This is a genomic window from Hassallia byssoidea VB512170, from assembly GCF_000817785.2.
Taxonomy (GTDB): domain Bacteria; phylum Cyanobacteriota; class Cyanobacteriia; order Cyanobacteriales; family Nostocaceae; genus Hassallia; species Hassallia carrinoi.
This window is the reverse complement of the sequence record NZ_JTCM02000023.1, coordinates 61,625-76,644: the sequence shown is the minus strand read 5'-3', so window position 1 is coordinate 76,644 and position 15,020 is coordinate 61,625. Positions and strand designations below refer to the sequence as shown.

Genomic DNA, 15,020 nt, shown 5'->3' with positions numbered 1-15,020 from the left:
AGACAAAAATGGACAGGCTTGTTTTAAAGATCCTCAACACGATAGCGAGTCACAAAGGATGAAGCCTGTCCATTTTTGTCCGGGTTCAGTCCAAGGGGAACCCCCGCACGTGGCTGGCTCCCCTACAACCGATGATATATGTATCATGATTTCCGGAAATTGGTATAATTGCGCGCTTTTCGTACAGACGTTTTGGTGGAACGTCTCTACCGCTTAACGTAAACGACCCGATCGCAAGATACTAATAATTAACCACAAACCTAACAAACTCGCCGCGGCAAATAGTACGTTGTTCAAAAACGATAACTGATCCGATCGCGGGTTGCTGGAAATAATTGCGGCTCCCATTATTAGCGAACCAACCAAAATGCTAAAAGATAGGCGATTTGCGGCATCATCGAGAGTGCGACGCAAACCATCTAAACCGCGTAGCGATAAATTCCACTGTAAGGTTTCTGATGTCACTCGGTCTAGTAGCAACTCAATTTGCCGGGGAGATTGTAAGGAGAGACTTTTGAGATCCAGCGCTGTTCTTAAAAGCGATCGCACCGGACTATCACCAAACAACTGTCGTCTAAACAAGTCTGTCAGTAATGGCTTAATTTCATCAATAAAATTAAGTTCTGGGTTGAATCCCCGCGCTACACCCTCTAAATTCGCTAGAGTTTTCGCATATAAACCCATATTGCTCGGCAAACGGATTTTATTATTGCGGGCAACTTGCAGAACTTCATAAATTATTTGACTGAAGTTGATTTCTGACAAGTTCATGTTGTGATATTTCCGCAACATGCGATCGTAGTCATTTTCCAGACGCGCTAAAATCACTGGTTGACGTGAATCCGCAAGCTGCAAAGTTAACTGAGCGCACCTTTGAGCATCTAAATCAACGATCGCCAACAACATTTCTGTTAATATTTGCTGAGTGCGGGGATCGAGTCTTCCCACCATGCCACAGTCTAAAAGGGCAACCCGACCATCTCGCAAATAAAATAAATTTCCTGGATGCGGATCGGCGTGAAAAAATCCATCTATATATAGTTGTTGAAAGAAAACGCGAAATAACAAAGTTGTAATTGCTTGGCGTTCTGCGGCAAGTTCTTCAGCATTTTCCAGTTTGTTAAATTTCGATGACAGAAGCGGTACTCCGTCGAGCCACTCCATCACCATCAATTTTTCTGTAGTTAAATCCCAATAAATTTCAGCAACTACTATTTGACTGGGATCGTACCATTTACTCTCAGATAAATTGCGCCGCAATTGATCGGTGTAACCGGCTTCGCGTGTAAAATCTAACTCAGCTTCTAACGCTTTGGTAAATTCTTCGGCGATCGCTTTAATTTCATAGTTTTGCCCAAATTCAGTTCGAGCAACTAAATCGGCAATTCCTTGAATTAAAGCGATATCTTGAGCAACCGTTAAATCTATTCCCGGACGTTGCACTTTTAGCGCTACTTCTCGACCATCTGCTAGTGTTGCTCGATGGGTTTGAGCAATTGAGCCTGCTGCCACCGGTACAGGATTAATGATGGCGAAAGTTTCTTCTAAAGGACGTTTCAATTGCTTGCGAATCAGTACTTCAATATCTGCCCAAGGAACTGCTGGGACTTCATCTTGTAGCGTTGATAATTCATCAATATAGGGTCCGCTAAGTAAGTCTGGACGGGTAGAAAGTAGCTGACCTAGTTTGACATAAACTGGTCCCAAATCCACCAGGATGTTTTTCAATACTGCCGGTGGGGGTAGCTGTGGATCATCGGCTTTCGCACCGGTGAGTACCCTTCGCATGTAGTCCCAGCCGTTGCGGAATAGGACTTCAACAATATCTCTTTGACGGGGAACAGTTTGAGTGAGGAACATAATTTTAACGAACCGCGAAGATACGAAGTAGCTTGTCGAAGACTAGACACGAAGAACGCGTTCAAAGTAGCGTCTCCGACAGGAGAAGAAAGAATAAAGCAGAAGTTAAAGAGGTAAGTAGCAGGGGATAACAATTGTTTGATACCGTTGTTATTTTGCTTGCCTTGGTACAGTCTTTAAATCTTTATACATATGATTTTAGAGTTTTTGTTTAAGTTTGATTGGTAAGCATTGTTTTGACTTAATCTGAGCAGGAATCCCCACCGTGTAATAGACGATGGGGATGAAAAAATCCTTTGTGAGGAGAAGTATAATTTTTGTTAGCAATAATTGAGTTTATTGCCATTGTTTTGGCTAGAGGTTCAAGGCTATAGGCTTGCATAAATGTTAGAAAAAATAACAGATATTCAAGTTATAATGGAGATGCTACATTTTCCGCCTCTGCCAAGGGTTTTAACTTTTACAAGAGTTCGGTAAATCGGGAATCGCTCTGTAAGGTTTTGAGGATTTGCTTGATTTCTTGGGTACGGTCTTTTTTGACAATGAGGGTGACGTTGCGATCGCGCACAATCACCACATCCTCTAAACCAATAGTCACAATTACATCTTCTGGATCGGTAGCGTAAATAACTGCACCTTGGGTATCTAGCCCTACATGGGTAGCTAGTTCCACATTGGGATTGTCTTCTTTTTTAAGTAAACGTTCGATCGCATTCCAATCACCTAAATCATCCCAACCAAATTCAACTGGCAATACATAGGCTATACTTGTTTTTTCCATTAGGGCATAGTCTATACTCTTTTTAGGCAACTGCGGATAAATATCAGCACCCTGTTGTTCTAGCGGTTCAATAATTTCCGGAGCGTGGGTATGCAGTTCTTTGAGAACAACCCCCGCACGAAAAATAAACATACCGCTATTCCAGCTAAATTTTCCTGTAGAAAGAAACTTTTCTGCCGTTTCTCGGTCAGGCTTTTCAGTAAAGCGATTAACGTGAAAGAAAGGCAACTCATCAAAGCTACCAATCTTTTCGCCTTCTTCGATGTAGCCATAGCCAGTTGATGCAAAAGTAGGCTTGATCCCCAATGTGACAATCGCTTCTGAGCTTGCCGCAAGTTGAGTAGCAGCACTTAAAGTACGTGCAAACGCTTCTTGGTCAGCAATCCAGTGGTCAGCAGGGAAAAAGCCGATAATAGCCTCTTCTCCGTAACGCTTTTTAATTTCCAAACTTGCCCAAGCGACAGCTGCGGCAGTGTCCCTTCCCTGTGACTCGACAAGTAAATTTACAGATGGCAGTGATGGTAGTTGTTCTCGGACTCCTCTCTCTATCTGACTAGAAGTTATTACCCACAAATTCTCCCAACCGTCAGCAATTTGTAGCAGGCGATCGGCAGTTGCTTGTAGAAGACTTCTAGAGCTACCATCGAGACTTAAAAATTGCTTTGGTCGCAAAGCGCGACTCAAAGGCCAAAAACGTTCACCTTTACCACCTGCAAGAATTACGGGGAAAAATGGAGTATTCATTATGTCATACAAACCTAAGCAACGAACATTACAAGTGTACTGTGACGATTTCCACTGGCAAGTTTTGTAGCTTGGATTAACATACGTTTAGGGAGTGGTTGAGTGGGGAGATAATCGTGATAAAACAAGTACAATTTTCAGAAAATCAAGTAACGCCGCATCAAGTAGAACTGCCGGAAAATCAGGTAGAACTGCCAGAAAATCAGCTTATACCTGATCTACAGGATGAAATCGAGCTAAAAGAGCCGATAGCGAACCGTAGCGTTGTCGAATCGGTAAGTTCCATCCCCAACGAGCTTTACGATCGCTTGGGTTTAAGTATGCCTCGCTGGTTGTTGTGGATACTCACAGCAGTTTTAGGCATCGTCTTATCTGGTTTGCTCGTTTCCACATTGGCGCTATGGACTCCACTATGGAGCGATTTGGATCGAACCGATGAAGAACTTCTCGCCGGTAAAGATCCGCAAAAAATGCCAATGCCGGGAGAGTTGGCAGACAGACTCTCTCAATATCAGCTTTCCCGCCCGATGAATATTTTAATCATGGGCATTGAACCAACTCAAGGTACCGTAGATGGTTCACCAGAAAGCTTTGCAGGCAAAAGCGATACAATGCTGCTGGTACGGTTAAACCCCAGCGACAAATCGATTCGGGTACTTTCAATTCCCAGAGATACGATGATCTCAATTCCGGAAAAGGGATTGACCAAAGTATCCGATGCTAACGCTCAAGGTGGTCCCGTCTTGGCAGCACGGGTAGTCAGTCGTACCTTGAATAATGCGCCTATCGATCGCTATATTCGCATCTCCACCAGCGGCTTACGCCAGTTGGTAGATCAATTGGGTGGCGTCGAGGTCTACGTTCCTAGTTCGATGGAATACCAAGACTCCTCTGGTCAAACATCTTTAGTTAGAGGCTGGCAAACCCTCAACGGCGAACAAGCAGAAGAATTTGCTCGATACCGCGATCCAGGGATGGGAGATTTGCCGAGAGTACAGCGCCAGCAAGCACTGTTGGCAGGATTAGTCAATCGTCTCAATAACCCCACTGTTGTACCCAGGTTGCCGCAATTAACCCGGATGATGCGGAAGTATTTTGATACCAACCTGAAAATGGAAGAAATGATGGCGCTGGTCAACTTCTCCGTCAATGTGGAGCGAGATAATTTCCAAATGACGATGTTGCCAGGTATTTTCAGCCGTTTAAGCCAAGACCCAAATAGCTATTGGCTGGATATGACCGGACAACAAAGATTATTGAATGATTATGTTGGGGTGAATCTGACTGGTATTAAGCCAGATGTCCGACCAGTCCAGAACCTCAAAATTACTATTCAAAATGCTTCTAATCAACCTCAGCTAACTGAAAAAGTTATCAAATATCTCAAACAAAAAGGCTTTACAAAAATTAACACAACAGCTGATTGGCCCGATACCCAGCGCCAAACTCAGATTGTTGTCCAAAAAGGAAACCGCCAAGCAGGAATTGACCTACAAAATATTTTAGGCTTAGGTAATATCGAAGTCTCCTCTACCGGCGACCTCGAATCTGACTTAACAATTCGTATTGGTAAGGATTGGAAGTAGAACAAAGTAGGAGTTAGGAGTTAGGAGTTAGGAGTTAGGAGTTAGGAGTTAGCGGGTAGTAGAACAACTAACAACTAACAACTAACAAATAACAACTAACAACCAACAACCAACAAACTTATGAAAAAGATTTTGCTTCGCTTTTTGAGTTTGATTGTAACTTTGCTACTAGCTGCTTTGTGGATAATACTTAATCCGCATCCGGCTTTTGCTCAAGTAAATACAATCAACTACAGCAATATGAGTTTAGAAAACCGTGATTTTTCTAACATTGATTTGACGGGTGTAACTTTTGTGGCAGCGGAAATGCGCGGGGCAAATTTCCAAGGGAGCAATTTAACTAATGCAATTCTCACCAAGGGAGTTTTACTAAGAGCGAATTTAGAAGGTGCAAATCTTTCAGATGCTTTAGTTGACCGCGTAACTATGGATGGGGCAAATTTGAAAAATGCGATTTTTACACAAGCGACCTTGACAAGTAGCCGCTTTTATGATGCGGATATTACAGGTGCTGATTTTACCGATGCTTTGATTGACCGCTATCAAGTGTCATTATTGTGCGATCGCGCATCGGGCATCAATCCAGTTACAGGTGTTTCCACAAGAGAGAGTTTGGGGTGTCGGTAAAGGGGGGAGTAGGGGAAGCGTGGTGTGGGGGACAAGGGGGACAAGGGGGACAAGGGGGATGGGGGGGATGGGGGAGTACCAATTACCAATTACCAATTACCCATTACCCATTACCCCATTACCCATTCCCCATTTTCAAAATTTGCCTGACAGACTATCGAATTTGGGGTTAAATATTCAAGAGATACGCTATCGCTTGAGTTGTCAATAATAATTCGTGGCACAAGAAAAAACTTCTCGTTCTCTGGTTGGAATAGCTGGCATTGTCGCAGCTGCAACGTTAATTAGTAAAGTCTTTGGTTTAGTACGTCAGCAAGCGATCGCTGCGGCTTTTGGTTTGGGACCGGCTGCTGATGCTTTTAACTACGCTTATACGATTCCTGGGTTTCTGTTGATATTGTTAGGGGGGATTAACGGACCATTTTATAGTGCGGTTGTCAGCGTTTTATCCAAACGTAGGAAAGAAGAAGCGGCTCCTTTAGTGGAAACGATAACGACGCTGATCGGTGGTATGCTGCTAGTAGTGGCGATTTTTGTGGTAATTTTTGCGCCGCAGATGATTGACATCTTTGCACCTGGTTTAAGACTGGGACACAAAGATTTAGTGAGAGCGATCGCTATTTTACAACTTCAAATCATGGCACCAATCGCACTCTTAGCCGGACTGATTGGTATTGGCTTTGGAGTTCTCAACGCTGCAAATCAATTCTGGCTACCTTCCATCAGTCCGTTATTTTCCAGCATTACAGTTATTGTTGGTCTGGGTGTCCTTTATCTGCAATTGGGTGAAGAAAAAATAAGCAGTCTTGAATATGCCAAATTGGGCGGAATTGTTTTGGCAGGAGGAGTTTTAGCCGGGGCAGTTTTGCAATGGTTGGTGCAGGTAATCGTGCAAGCAAAGTCTGGTTTGGGTACATTGCGGTTGCGATTTGATTTTAATCAGCCTGGGGTAAGAGATGTTCTGAAAATCATGGGACCTGCTACCTTTTCCTCTGGGATGCTGCAAATCAACCTCTACACAGATTTGTTTTTCGCATCTTTGATTCCCACTATCGGGGTTGCTGCTGCTTTAAATAATGCCTCATTACTGGTGCAAACTCCTTTAGGAATCATTTCTAACATGATTTTGGTTCCTTTATTACCGATGTTTGCCCGACTTGCTGACCCGAATAATTGGGATGAGTTAAAATTACGCATTCGCCAAGGTTTATTACTTTCAGCCTTTACCATGCTGCCCTTGGGTGCGTTGATGATAACGCTTTCTGTGCCGATTGTCCGCATAGTTTACGAACACGGTGCTTTTGAGGAAAGAGACTCAGCGCTAGTGTCTTCGCTGCTAATTGCTAACGGAATTGGCATGTTTGTTTATTTGGGACGTGATGTTTTGGTGCGGGTGTTTTATGCCTTAGGTGATGGCGATACACCTTTTCGCATCAGTATGATTAATATCTTCTTTAACGCTGTATTTGATTACCTTTTAATTAAACCTTTTGGCGCTTCTGGCTTGGTTTTAGCAACTGTAACTGTAAATTGCAGTTCAGTATTAATGCTGTTATTTTTACTTAATCGCAGGTTAAATGGTTTACCTTTGCGCGAGTGGAGTTTACCGTTTTTAGGTTTAATTGCCGCTAGCATAATAGGTGGAATAGCCAGCTTTGCAAATCTAGAAGTGTGTCAGCACTTTTTAGGTAAAGAGGGTTTGCTGATTTTGCTGCTTGAGTTGTCTGTATCTGGTGTAGTGGGAATTGCCATTTTTGGTGTCATTGCCTCATGGATCAGATTACCAGAGGTGAATGTTTTTGTCTCTCGTCTGAGTCAGCGGTTTTTGAAGAAATAGTGAAGAGTAAGGTTGGTTGGTAGAATAACTAACAACCAACCTTACTCTTCACGGGATGATGAAAGAATTTCGTAAAGTTACAATAACCTTTGGAATAATAACTGCTTTAGGAATTCTGCTTTCCCTTGCCCAGATTGAACCGTTCTTAGCACAGACATCACAATCAAAAATAGAACCAGCAAATCGTTCTTCCGGCTTCCGACTACCTGCTCTGAGTGGTTCTTACCAAGTGGGCACAACCTCTTACCACCTGGTCGATTCTTCTCGAAAAGAAACCTATAGCAGCGAAGTATACGACCTGCGGACACGAAAGCTGATTACTAGCCTGCCTCCAACTGATCGGCGGGAGTTAATGGTTTATATTTGGTATCCTGCCAAAGTAAAGCCAGGAGCAACACCTGCACCCTACATAGATGACGGCTTTGCACTCGCCACTTCTAGGGTTTTTGGATCTGGTTTTGGAGTATCGGCTGATGTATTTACCGAGTTGGTCACTCAAGTAGTCCGAACAAACTCTATTCCTAAAGCTAGTCTTGCCAATGCCCAAAGACACTATCCCGTTGTGTTTTTCTCTCCTGGCTTTGGTTCTACGCCCAAACAGTATTCCTCGCAGTTAGAACAACTAGCCAGTCATGGCTATGTTGTCGTTGGCATAAATCCTACCTACGAAACTCCAGTCCTGCTTCCGGATGGACGAGTTATCACCCAATCTACGACCTTCAATTTTTCATCTACTGGTAAACAAACAGAATACCGAACCTTTACGGACGCTACTTCGATTAGGGCAAAGGATGTCAGCTTTGTGCTTAATCAACTGGAGCGTATCAATGTTAAAGATGCTCAAGGATTATTCAGCGGACGTTTGGACTTAAGCCAAATTGGGATTTTTGGTCATTCGCTTGGTGGGAATACGGTTGTTGAAGCAATGCGACTAGACCGTCGAATTAAAGCAGGAATCAGTATGGATAGTGGTGAATATGGAGAGCTATTTAGTCTTACTAGCAAAGCCCGTTTAAATCGCCCGTTCATGGTAATGTCCCGTGAAAAACGGGAAGTGTACTCTAGATTACTTTATCAAAGGCTGAATAATGATGCTTATAGCCTCATTATCAAAGGCAGCAAACACAACAGTTTTACCGACTTCGGTTTAATCGTTCCCCTATTTTCAGCCTACTCAACTGAGAAAGAACCTCCGATTAAACAGACCTTAGGCTCAATTGAACCTCAACGGGCGGCTAAGATTATTAATGCATATACTCTGGCTTTCTTTAATATATATCTTAAAAACCAAAATTCGCCTTTGCTCAAAGGTGCTTCTCCTGATTATTCAGAAGCTATAGTGGAGTTTCGCCATCGTTAAGCGCGAAAAGCTGGAGAGAAAAGATATTCTCTAATATAAATTTAAAATCAACTAAGCTAAACCACATTTAATTTGCTTTATTTAATTTTTTCAAACTTTTGTGGGGTGGGCCGGAAAGCCCGCCCACTTTATACAAGTTAAATGTGGAACAGCTTATTAAAGTTACAACAACCAACAACTTTAAATTTGTCCTTTGTGTTCACCCAGTCGGGTGAAATATTTTAACCCACTCAGGCTATCCAAAAAAGCTTGGAATGATAGCGTAAAATAATTAACCAGGAATAATATTACAGTGCGCTGTCTTTATATAAGGCATCAATATAAGGCAATGGAGGCTATTGAAACAATCACCGATAGTTTTTTTCACCAAAAGGGTGACGAGGGCGATCGCCTGTTCCTTTCGCTGTTTTAGCTTTTGCATATTTAGTGTTATTTGTCAATGTGTAAGTTCTAGAAGCGTCAAAATCAGCTTCTAGAGGTATGCGCGTTTAATAAGGTTTAGCTACTTAACAACGCTCGAACACTCGAACTGGAGTTTAGACACGCCTTACTTATTATGGTGTAAACATGAGCGATCGCTTTTGTCAACGCCGTATTAGCGTGTGAAAATGTGATACACAGATTAATAGGGGTTTGCGATCGCTCAAACTGAAGCGCTCAATTCCAAATAATTCAAGCGTGCTAACATCTTTGTGCAATTAAGAATTATTAGGGAGTGCGATCGCTTTAAACTCGATGGCATCATGGCTGCAAAACAGCCGCACTTCATTACTGTGGTCGAGCGACAGGGCACGTAAGCGTTCTTGATTATAAAGTCGAGTTTTGCGGTCTACCTCCATCAACCATTGATAGGCACGCAGACCTGGTGTGCAACGCGGTTTAGTGGTTCCCATTTCCTCTCGATAAAAGTAGGCATCCCCCGCATGTAAAAGCCAACCTTCTGATGTCTTGATGGCGACACCAGCATGACCCCGCGTGTGACCAGCAAGCGGGATGAGGAGAATCTCAGGTGGCAGTTCGTCGAGGTCGCGCACTGCCTCGAAGCCGAACCAAGGTTCGCCAGAGGGTGAATAGTACTTCCAGTATTTTACTTCATCCCATTGACCTGGACGATAGCGTTCAGCTCCGATAAAGCCGCGCCTACTTTTTGCTGCTTCCATCTCAGTCTGCATTACATGCACGGTTGCCTCTGGAAAATCCTCTAAGCCCCCTGCATGATCGAAATCAAGGTGAGTAAGCACGATATGCCGCACATCGCGGGGGTTCAAGCCAAGCTGCTTGATTTGAGCGATCGCCGTGTATTTTTCTTCAAACTGTATGCGATTCAAATTCATGAAGAACGGGCTGAGTGTTGATAATGGGGCTTTTATATCGCGATCGCCAAAGCCCGTATCAATGAGAACCAGTCCCTGATTTGTCTCGACCAGCAGGCAGTGGCAGACCAGACTGGCTGTTAGCCCGCGACTAAAACCGTCGAAGAGTGCCCCGCCAATCGGACACATACAACCGCAATTAAGATGATGAATACGCATAAATCATTCCCCGATCGCATCAATCTCTCTTAAAGACGAAAAAGTATGGACAATCAACATACTTAGGGGTGAAAAAATTGGCGTTGCATAATTTTGGGATGAATCGTAGAGACGTTCGGTCCGGAACGTCTCTACAATACGTTGTTGCAAAATCATGCTGTAAATATGCAACAACTTTAAATTTGTCCTTTGTGTTCACCCAGTCGGGTGAAATATTTTAACCCACTTAGGTTATCCAAAAGTGCGAGGTTACATTTTGTAAAAAAAGAGATTCTAGTAATAGAGAAGATTGATTGAACTTAATTTCTAGTCAGGAAGAATCTATGAAACTCGCAAAATTCGCAACCTCTGCACTCGCTGTTGCTTCTGTTATCTTTAGTGCTGGAATTGCTAGCGCCCAAACACCTCAAACCGCTGAAACACTTGGTTTAAAGGGTAGCTACATCGGTGCTGGTGTTTCTGCTGGTGTCACTAATGGTGGAAGACAAAATGATGCCGCTTTGTTAGGTGGAAACATTCAAGGACGCGCTGCAATTCCTAATGCACCTGTTTCAGTTCGAGGTGCTGTTTTGTTCGGTGGTGATGCTACCGCAGCTATGCCTCTATTAACTTACGATGCACCGATCGCTAAAAATACTAACGTTTACGTTGGTGGTGGTTACTCGTTTGTCACCGATGAAGGTAAAGCCACTCAATTAGGAAACAAGAATACACCTGTAGTAACTCTTGGTGCTGAATCAGAAATTGCTAGAAACACCGTTTTGTATGGTGATGCTAAATGGGGCATTGACGCTTACAAAGACAGCAATGCTGGTGCTTTAAGCTTGCAAACTGGTGTTGGTTTCCGCTTCTAATTTCCATGACTGATACTAAAATGCAGTCATTTCACTTGGCGGAAATAGTTAATCAAGGACGCGGAACAAAGGATTTATCATCCGCCTCACCGCGTCCTTTATAATGTTATTATTAGCATCAGTAGTTGTGTCGAAAAACTATAATTAAATGTATAGCATTTACTAATAAATAAAAGTTTATGAGATAGTGTAGGGTGCGTTATAACGAAGTTTAACGCACCATTAATAGTACAAGATGCCGTACTCTCGGCGCTAATACACCCCACGGTGGTTTTATATTTAATTCAACTCACCTACTTAGCCTTTACTAATAAATAAAAGTATATGAGTCGTCCACGCATTATACAGCCTGGTGAAAGCTATACATTTAGTAAATATTTTGAATTACCTTTTACTCCAGAAGATATCTTAGCAGAGTTAGGATGCTCTTATGAAAGGGAAAGACTGCTATTACCTAAATCAGAGTACGATCTAAATAAAATTGAGGATTTACAGCGACTGATTGAACGTAATTTAAGACGTGTAAAGTTACTCAGCGAAGATGCCCGCAAACAAGCGATAATTGCACCCATACTATTAGAAGTATGTGAAATCACGCAAACTCAATTGAATATTGAATATCCTGTTAGTGTGAGCGAACAACTCAAAGGTAGTTTTGACTACTACATTAGCAAAGGTAAAGGATTATTAGTAATTGAAGCCAAACAAGCTGATTTAAGCCGGGGTTTTACACAATTAGCAGTGGAACTAATAGCGCTAGACCAATGGACTAAATCAGATACACCAGTTTTATATGGTGCAGTCACAACAGGAGAAGATTGGCGATTTGCTATATATAAACGTCAAGAAAAACAGATAATAGAAGATATAAAATTATATCGAATTCCCGAAGAAATGATGAAATTAGTTAGTATATTAATTGGTATTTTAATTGATACTAGCTCATCAGCTAAAAATTAAACGTAAAATACTGTAGAGACGTTCCAGTGGAACGTCTCTACGACGGTTGCGATGTTTTTATTAGTGTTAATTTTTGGACATAATATTATATATTCACCTAATTAGATGAAGCTAGATTGCCTTCTTCAAAAGCAACTTTAGAGAATTCTGGTTCAACTGCTGTTAGATGCTTTTCCAAAATTGCTAAATTGCGGATATTGGATTTATAAACAGCATCAAACATATCACCCACTAAAGGCACTGTACCCACAACTGCTTCCAAACCAACGTTGAAAATCATTTGCCTTAAGTCTTGATTTGGAATACCGACGCGGGTTGCTAAATATATTATATAAGCGGAAAATGCTGTACTGATTAAATCACCAGCACCAGGAACAAGACCAAGAATTGGGTCTAACCCAAAACGAAAGCGCGTCCCAGGAATACCGATAGATGTATCCATCAGACGGCTGAGTTTACGAATGCGGTTGAGAGTAGCTAGGCGTTCGATTGTGTCCATAATTTATAATATTTGCACTACTGTTTGATATTTGTCTTGTACCGTAAGAAAGATTTGGGTAGAGACGTTCGGTCCGGAACGTCTGTACAATAGTTAGGAGTTGTAAATGAGCAATATTTTGATAGCGATCGGTGCGTAGGAGCATTTTTTGACAACTAACAAATAACAACTAACAATTAACAGAGTATAGCTTAATAACTTTTTAACTATTAGGTAGATTTTATAATTTTCCGGCGCGAATTATCAAAACAAGGATAGAATAACTAAAAATTAAGAGGGAAAAAGAACTTGTGGTGATGACACCCGACATTCCCAAATTGCCCCTACCATCTGCACTTTTGGGGTCTGAAGTTGGTACTTTTACTGAGTATACAGTAACTCAACAAATGCCTGCGATCGCACGCCGAGTTATCGCTGAAAATAATTACCCGCAAAACATTAATGATTGCCTAAAACAACTAGCTAGTGAGTTACCCTCAGAATCTTTGTCACCTCTTTTACATGACACTGGTGTTGATTTTTCAGATTGGATGAAATATCTACAACCATTCAAAGGTCAGCGTTGGATTGATGTTCCCTGGTTCTTAGCAGAAACTTATTTTTATCGTCTAATTCTGGAAATTACTAATTACTTTCGCAAAAGTGAATTCCAAGGTGTCGATCCATTTCAATTACAGAAAAATAAAGATTTAGAAACATCTCTTGACTCGATAATCCCTTTGTGCATTCAACTTAATCAATGGTTGGCTGATGCACAAAAAGAGGAATTAAATCAAACAGCTTTGATTGCTTTGTTATATTTCGCGCTGTGGGGAAATCGTGTAGACTTAAGTTTGTGGTCAGCGTTGGAAAGCGATGGCTTCTCTTCGAGACGCTCCGCGAACGCCAACGCCAAGGGCGAACGCAGTCGTTTTGATATTCAAAGTCAACAATCTCACATTTTAGTGGATGATGCCGCCAAAGTCACAGAATTGTTAGCGACTAAAGATAAACGCATTGACTTTGTGATAGATAATGCTGGTTTTGAACTTGTTTGCGACTTATGTTTAGTAGATTTTCTCTTGGGTAGTGGTGTAGCAAATCAAGTGAAGCTGCATTTAAAGCCTCACCCGACTTTTGTCTCGGATGCCATGATTAAAGATGTGCTGCATACAATCGACTTTTTAGCAGCTTCCAGCCATGAAGATGTTACATTATTTGCCAAGCGATCGCAAGAAAATATTGCCTCAAATCGCTTAGTTTTATCTGAAGATTACTTTTGGACATCACCTTTAGCTTTTTGGGAAATACCCGACACACTCAAAAGTGATTTATCAGCCGCGAATTTGATTGTAATTAAAGGTGATGCGAATTATCGCCGATTATTAGGCGATCGCCATTGGAATTTTACCACCAATTTCGCAGATATCGTATCTTACCTAAGCGTCCCCATCGTCGCTTTACGCACTCTCAAGTCGGAAGTCGTCGCTGGGTTAAAACCGGAAGTTATTCAGGAAGTAGCAAAATCTGACTCTGATTGGCTCACAAATGGACAATGGGGTGTCATCCAGTTGGTAGACTAGACTTACCTGAAGTGATTTAATCATCTTTGGTGAGAAAAAGCGATGACCATTGAACCTGTCAGCCTTGTCCTACCAGACCACACGCAGCTACCAGAATCAGATGGAAGTTTTGTGAAAAATTTTCAGGAGCATCCCCAGAGTATCCTGCTGACAGACTCAATTCAACCGCGTTTGCAACAAATTCACGCAGATGGGCAATACTGCATTGGGCAAGATTGCGGTATATACTGGCGGATGACTACTCCTCCAGAACGAGGCGCCGAAGCACCAGATTGGTTTTATGTTGCGAATGTCCCCCCAACTCTTAACGGTGAGTTGCGACGTTCTTATGTATTATGGCAAGAATTGATCGCACCGTTGATTGTTTTGGAATTTGTCTCTGGTAACGGAGAACAAGAGCGAGATAATACACCTTTTGAAGGCAAATTTTGGATTTACGAACAAGTTATTCGTCCTGCTTTCTACGGTATTTACGAAGTGAAAAAGGCAGCAGTAGAAGTTTATCAAATGGTTGCGGGTAATTACCAGTTGATGGCTGCTAATGAAAGAGGACATTATGCGATCGCTCCTTTAAAAGTAGAGTTAGGTATATGGCTTGGTGAGTATCTCAATGCCAATTTACCCTGGTTGCGTTGGTGGGATGACCAAGGAAATCTTTTGCTGACTGGTGATGAACGCGCTGAACAAGAACATCAACGCGCTGAACAACAACACCAACGCGCTGAACAAGCTGAAGCAGAAAATGCGCGTTTACGCGAACAATTACGCGCTTTGGGTGTAAATCCTGATTCCTTGTAAGTAAAACCCGATTTGTAGAG

The 15,020-nt window shown here is 42.2% G+C and carries 13 protein-coding genes; 9 read left to right on the top strand and 4 right to left on the bottom strand.

All coding sequences use genetic code 11. The annotated features are described in order from the left end of the window. Positions 1-213: 213 nt before the first annotated feature. Together PI95_RS13070 and PI95_RS13065 are read right to left on the bottom strand one after the other, a co-directional pair. The gene (locus tag PI95_RS13070; RefSeq protein WP_039742864.1) at positions 214-1,860 is read right to left on the bottom strand and encodes an ABC1 kinase family protein; all 1,647 of its coding nucleotides are present in this window, start codon (positions 1,858-1,860) and stop codon (positions 214-216) included. Positions 1,861-2,320: 460 nt separating this feature from the next. Beyond that, the gene (locus tag PI95_RS13065) at positions 2,321-3,385 is read right to left on the bottom strand and encodes a mannose-1-phosphate guanylyltransferase (protein WP_039742866.1); all 1,065 of its coding nucleotides are present in this window, start codon (positions 3,383-3,385) and stop codon (positions 2,321-2,323) included. 116 nt (positions 3,386-3,501) lie between these two features. Here PI95_RS13065 and PI95_RS13060 point away from each other — a divergent pair, with 116 nt between their 5' ends. From PI95_RS13060 to PI95_RS13040, 5 genes are all read left to right on the top strand, one after another. Then, complete coding sequence (locus PI95_RS13060) at positions 3,502-4,971, top strand: LCP family glycopolymer transferase (RefSeq protein WP_039742868.1); 1,470 nt, start codon at positions 3,502-3,504, stop codon at positions 4,969-4,971. 120 nt (positions 4,972-5,091) lie between these two features. After that, the gene (locus PI95_RS13055) at positions 5,092-5,598 is read left to right on the top strand and encodes a pentapeptide repeat-containing protein (protein ID WP_039742870.1); all 507 of its coding nucleotides are present in this window, start codon (positions 5,092-5,094) and stop codon (positions 5,596-5,598) included. After that, entirely contained in the window at positions 5,564-5,809 is a 246-nt protein-coding gene (locus tag PI95_RS13050; RefSeq protein ID WP_163518848.1) for a hypothetical protein, read from the top strand. The genes PI95_RS13055 and PI95_RS13050 overlap by 35 nt, the downstream gene beginning before the upstream one ends. A 6-nt stretch (positions 5,810-5,815) precedes the next feature. Next, positions 5,816-7,435, top strand: a complete 1,620-nt coding sequence (gene murJ / locus PI95_RS13045; protein ID WP_039742872.1) for a murein biosynthesis integral membrane protein MurJ — start codon at positions 5,816-5,818, stop codon at positions 7,433-7,435. A 55-nt stretch (positions 7,436-7,490) separates the two neighbouring features. After that, the gene (locus tag PI95_RS13040; RefSeq protein WP_236117048.1) at positions 7,491-8,795 is read left to right on the top strand and encodes an alpha/beta hydrolase family protein; all 1,305 of its coding nucleotides are present in this window, start codon (positions 7,491-7,493) and stop codon (positions 8,793-8,795) included. Between the two features lie 698 nt (positions 8,796-9,493). Here PI95_RS13040 and PI95_RS13035 read toward each other — a convergent pair. Further along, positions 9,494-10,327 carry an MBL fold metallo-hydrolase gene (locus PI95_RS13035; RefSeq protein WP_039742877.1) on the bottom strand — a complete coding sequence of 278 codons (834 nt, stop codon included), beginning with the start codon at positions 10,325-10,327 and terminating at the stop codon, positions 9,494-9,496. A 323-nt stretch (positions 10,328-10,650) separates the two neighbouring features. Here PI95_RS13035 and PI95_RS13030 point away from each other — a divergent pair, with 323 nt between their 5' ends. Then, on the top strand, positions 10,651-11,181 hold the full coding sequence (locus PI95_RS13030; protein WP_039743988.1) for a histidine kinase: 531 nt from the start codon (positions 10,651-10,653) through the stop codon (positions 11,179-11,181). Positions 11,182-11,505: 324 nt separating this feature from the next. Then, positions 11,506-12,141 carry a hypothetical protein gene (locus PI95_RS13025; protein ID WP_039742880.1) on the top strand — a complete coding sequence of 212 codons (636 nt, stop codon included), beginning with the start codon at positions 11,506-11,508 and terminating at the stop codon, positions 12,139-12,141. Positions 12,142-12,238: 97 nt separating this feature from the next. Here PI95_RS13025 and PI95_RS13020 read toward each other — a convergent pair whose 3' ends face one another. Further along, on the bottom strand, positions 12,239-12,640 hold the full coding sequence (locus tag PI95_RS13020) for a DUF4112 domain-containing protein (protein ID WP_039742883.1): 402 nt from the start codon (positions 12,638-12,640) through the stop codon (positions 12,239-12,241). 296 nt (positions 12,641-12,936) lie between these two features. Between PI95_RS13020 and PI95_RS13015 the strand changes: the two genes are divergently transcribed. Continuing rightward, positions 12,937-14,202, top strand: a complete 1,266-nt coding sequence (locus PI95_RS13015) for a damage-control phosphatase ARMT1 family protein (protein WP_163518854.1) — start codon at positions 12,937-12,939, stop codon at positions 14,200-14,202. 42 nt (positions 14,203-14,244) lie between these two features. Further along, complete coding sequence (locus PI95_RS13010) at positions 14,245-15,000, top strand: Uma2 family endonuclease (RefSeq protein ID WP_039742884.1); 756 nt, start codon at positions 14,245-14,247, stop codon at positions 14,998-15,000. Positions 15,001-15,020: the final 20 nt, after the last annotated feature.

Excerpts from the sequence above, each read along its gene's own strand:
- PI95_RS13070 (WP_039742864.1), bottom strand. The coding sequence starts at position 1,860 with ATGTTCCTCACTCAAACTGTTCCCCGTCAAAGAGATATTGTTGAAGTC.
- PI95_RS13030 (WP_039743988.1), top strand. The coding sequence starts at position 10,651 with ATGAAACTCGCAAAATTCGCAACCTCTGCACTCGCTGTTGCTTCTGTT.
- PI95_RS13055 (WP_039742870.1), top strand. The coding sequence starts at position 5,092 with ATGAAAAAGATTTTGCTTCGCTTTTTGAGTTTGATTGTAACTTTGCTA.
- PI95_RS13040 (WP_236117048.1), top strand. The coding sequence starts at position 7,491 with ATGATGAAAGAATTTCGTAAAGTTACAATAACCTTTGGAATAATAACT.
- PI95_RS13035 (WP_039742877.1), bottom strand. The coding sequence starts at position 10,327 with ATGCGTATTCATCATCTTAATTGCGGTTGTATGTGTCCGATTGGCGGG.
- PI95_RS13065 (WP_039742866.1), bottom strand. The coding sequence starts at position 3,385 with ATGAATACTCCATTTTTCCCCGTAATTCTTGCAGGTGGTAAAGGTGAA.
- PI95_RS13025 (WP_039742880.1), top strand. The coding sequence starts at position 11,506 with ATGAGTCGTCCACGCATTATACAGCCTGGTGAAAGCTATACATTTAGT.
- PI95_RS13020 (WP_039742883.1), bottom strand. The coding sequence starts at position 12,640 with ATGGACACAATCGAACGCCTAGCTACTCTCAACCGCATTCGTAAACTC.
- PI95_RS13015 (WP_163518854.1), top strand. The coding sequence starts at position 12,937 with ATGACACCCGACATTCCCAAATTGCCCCTACCATCTGCACTTTTGGGG.
- PI95_RS13010 (WP_039742884.1), top strand. The coding sequence starts at position 14,245 with ATGACCATTGAACCTGTCAGCCTTGTCCTACCAGACCACACGCAGCTA.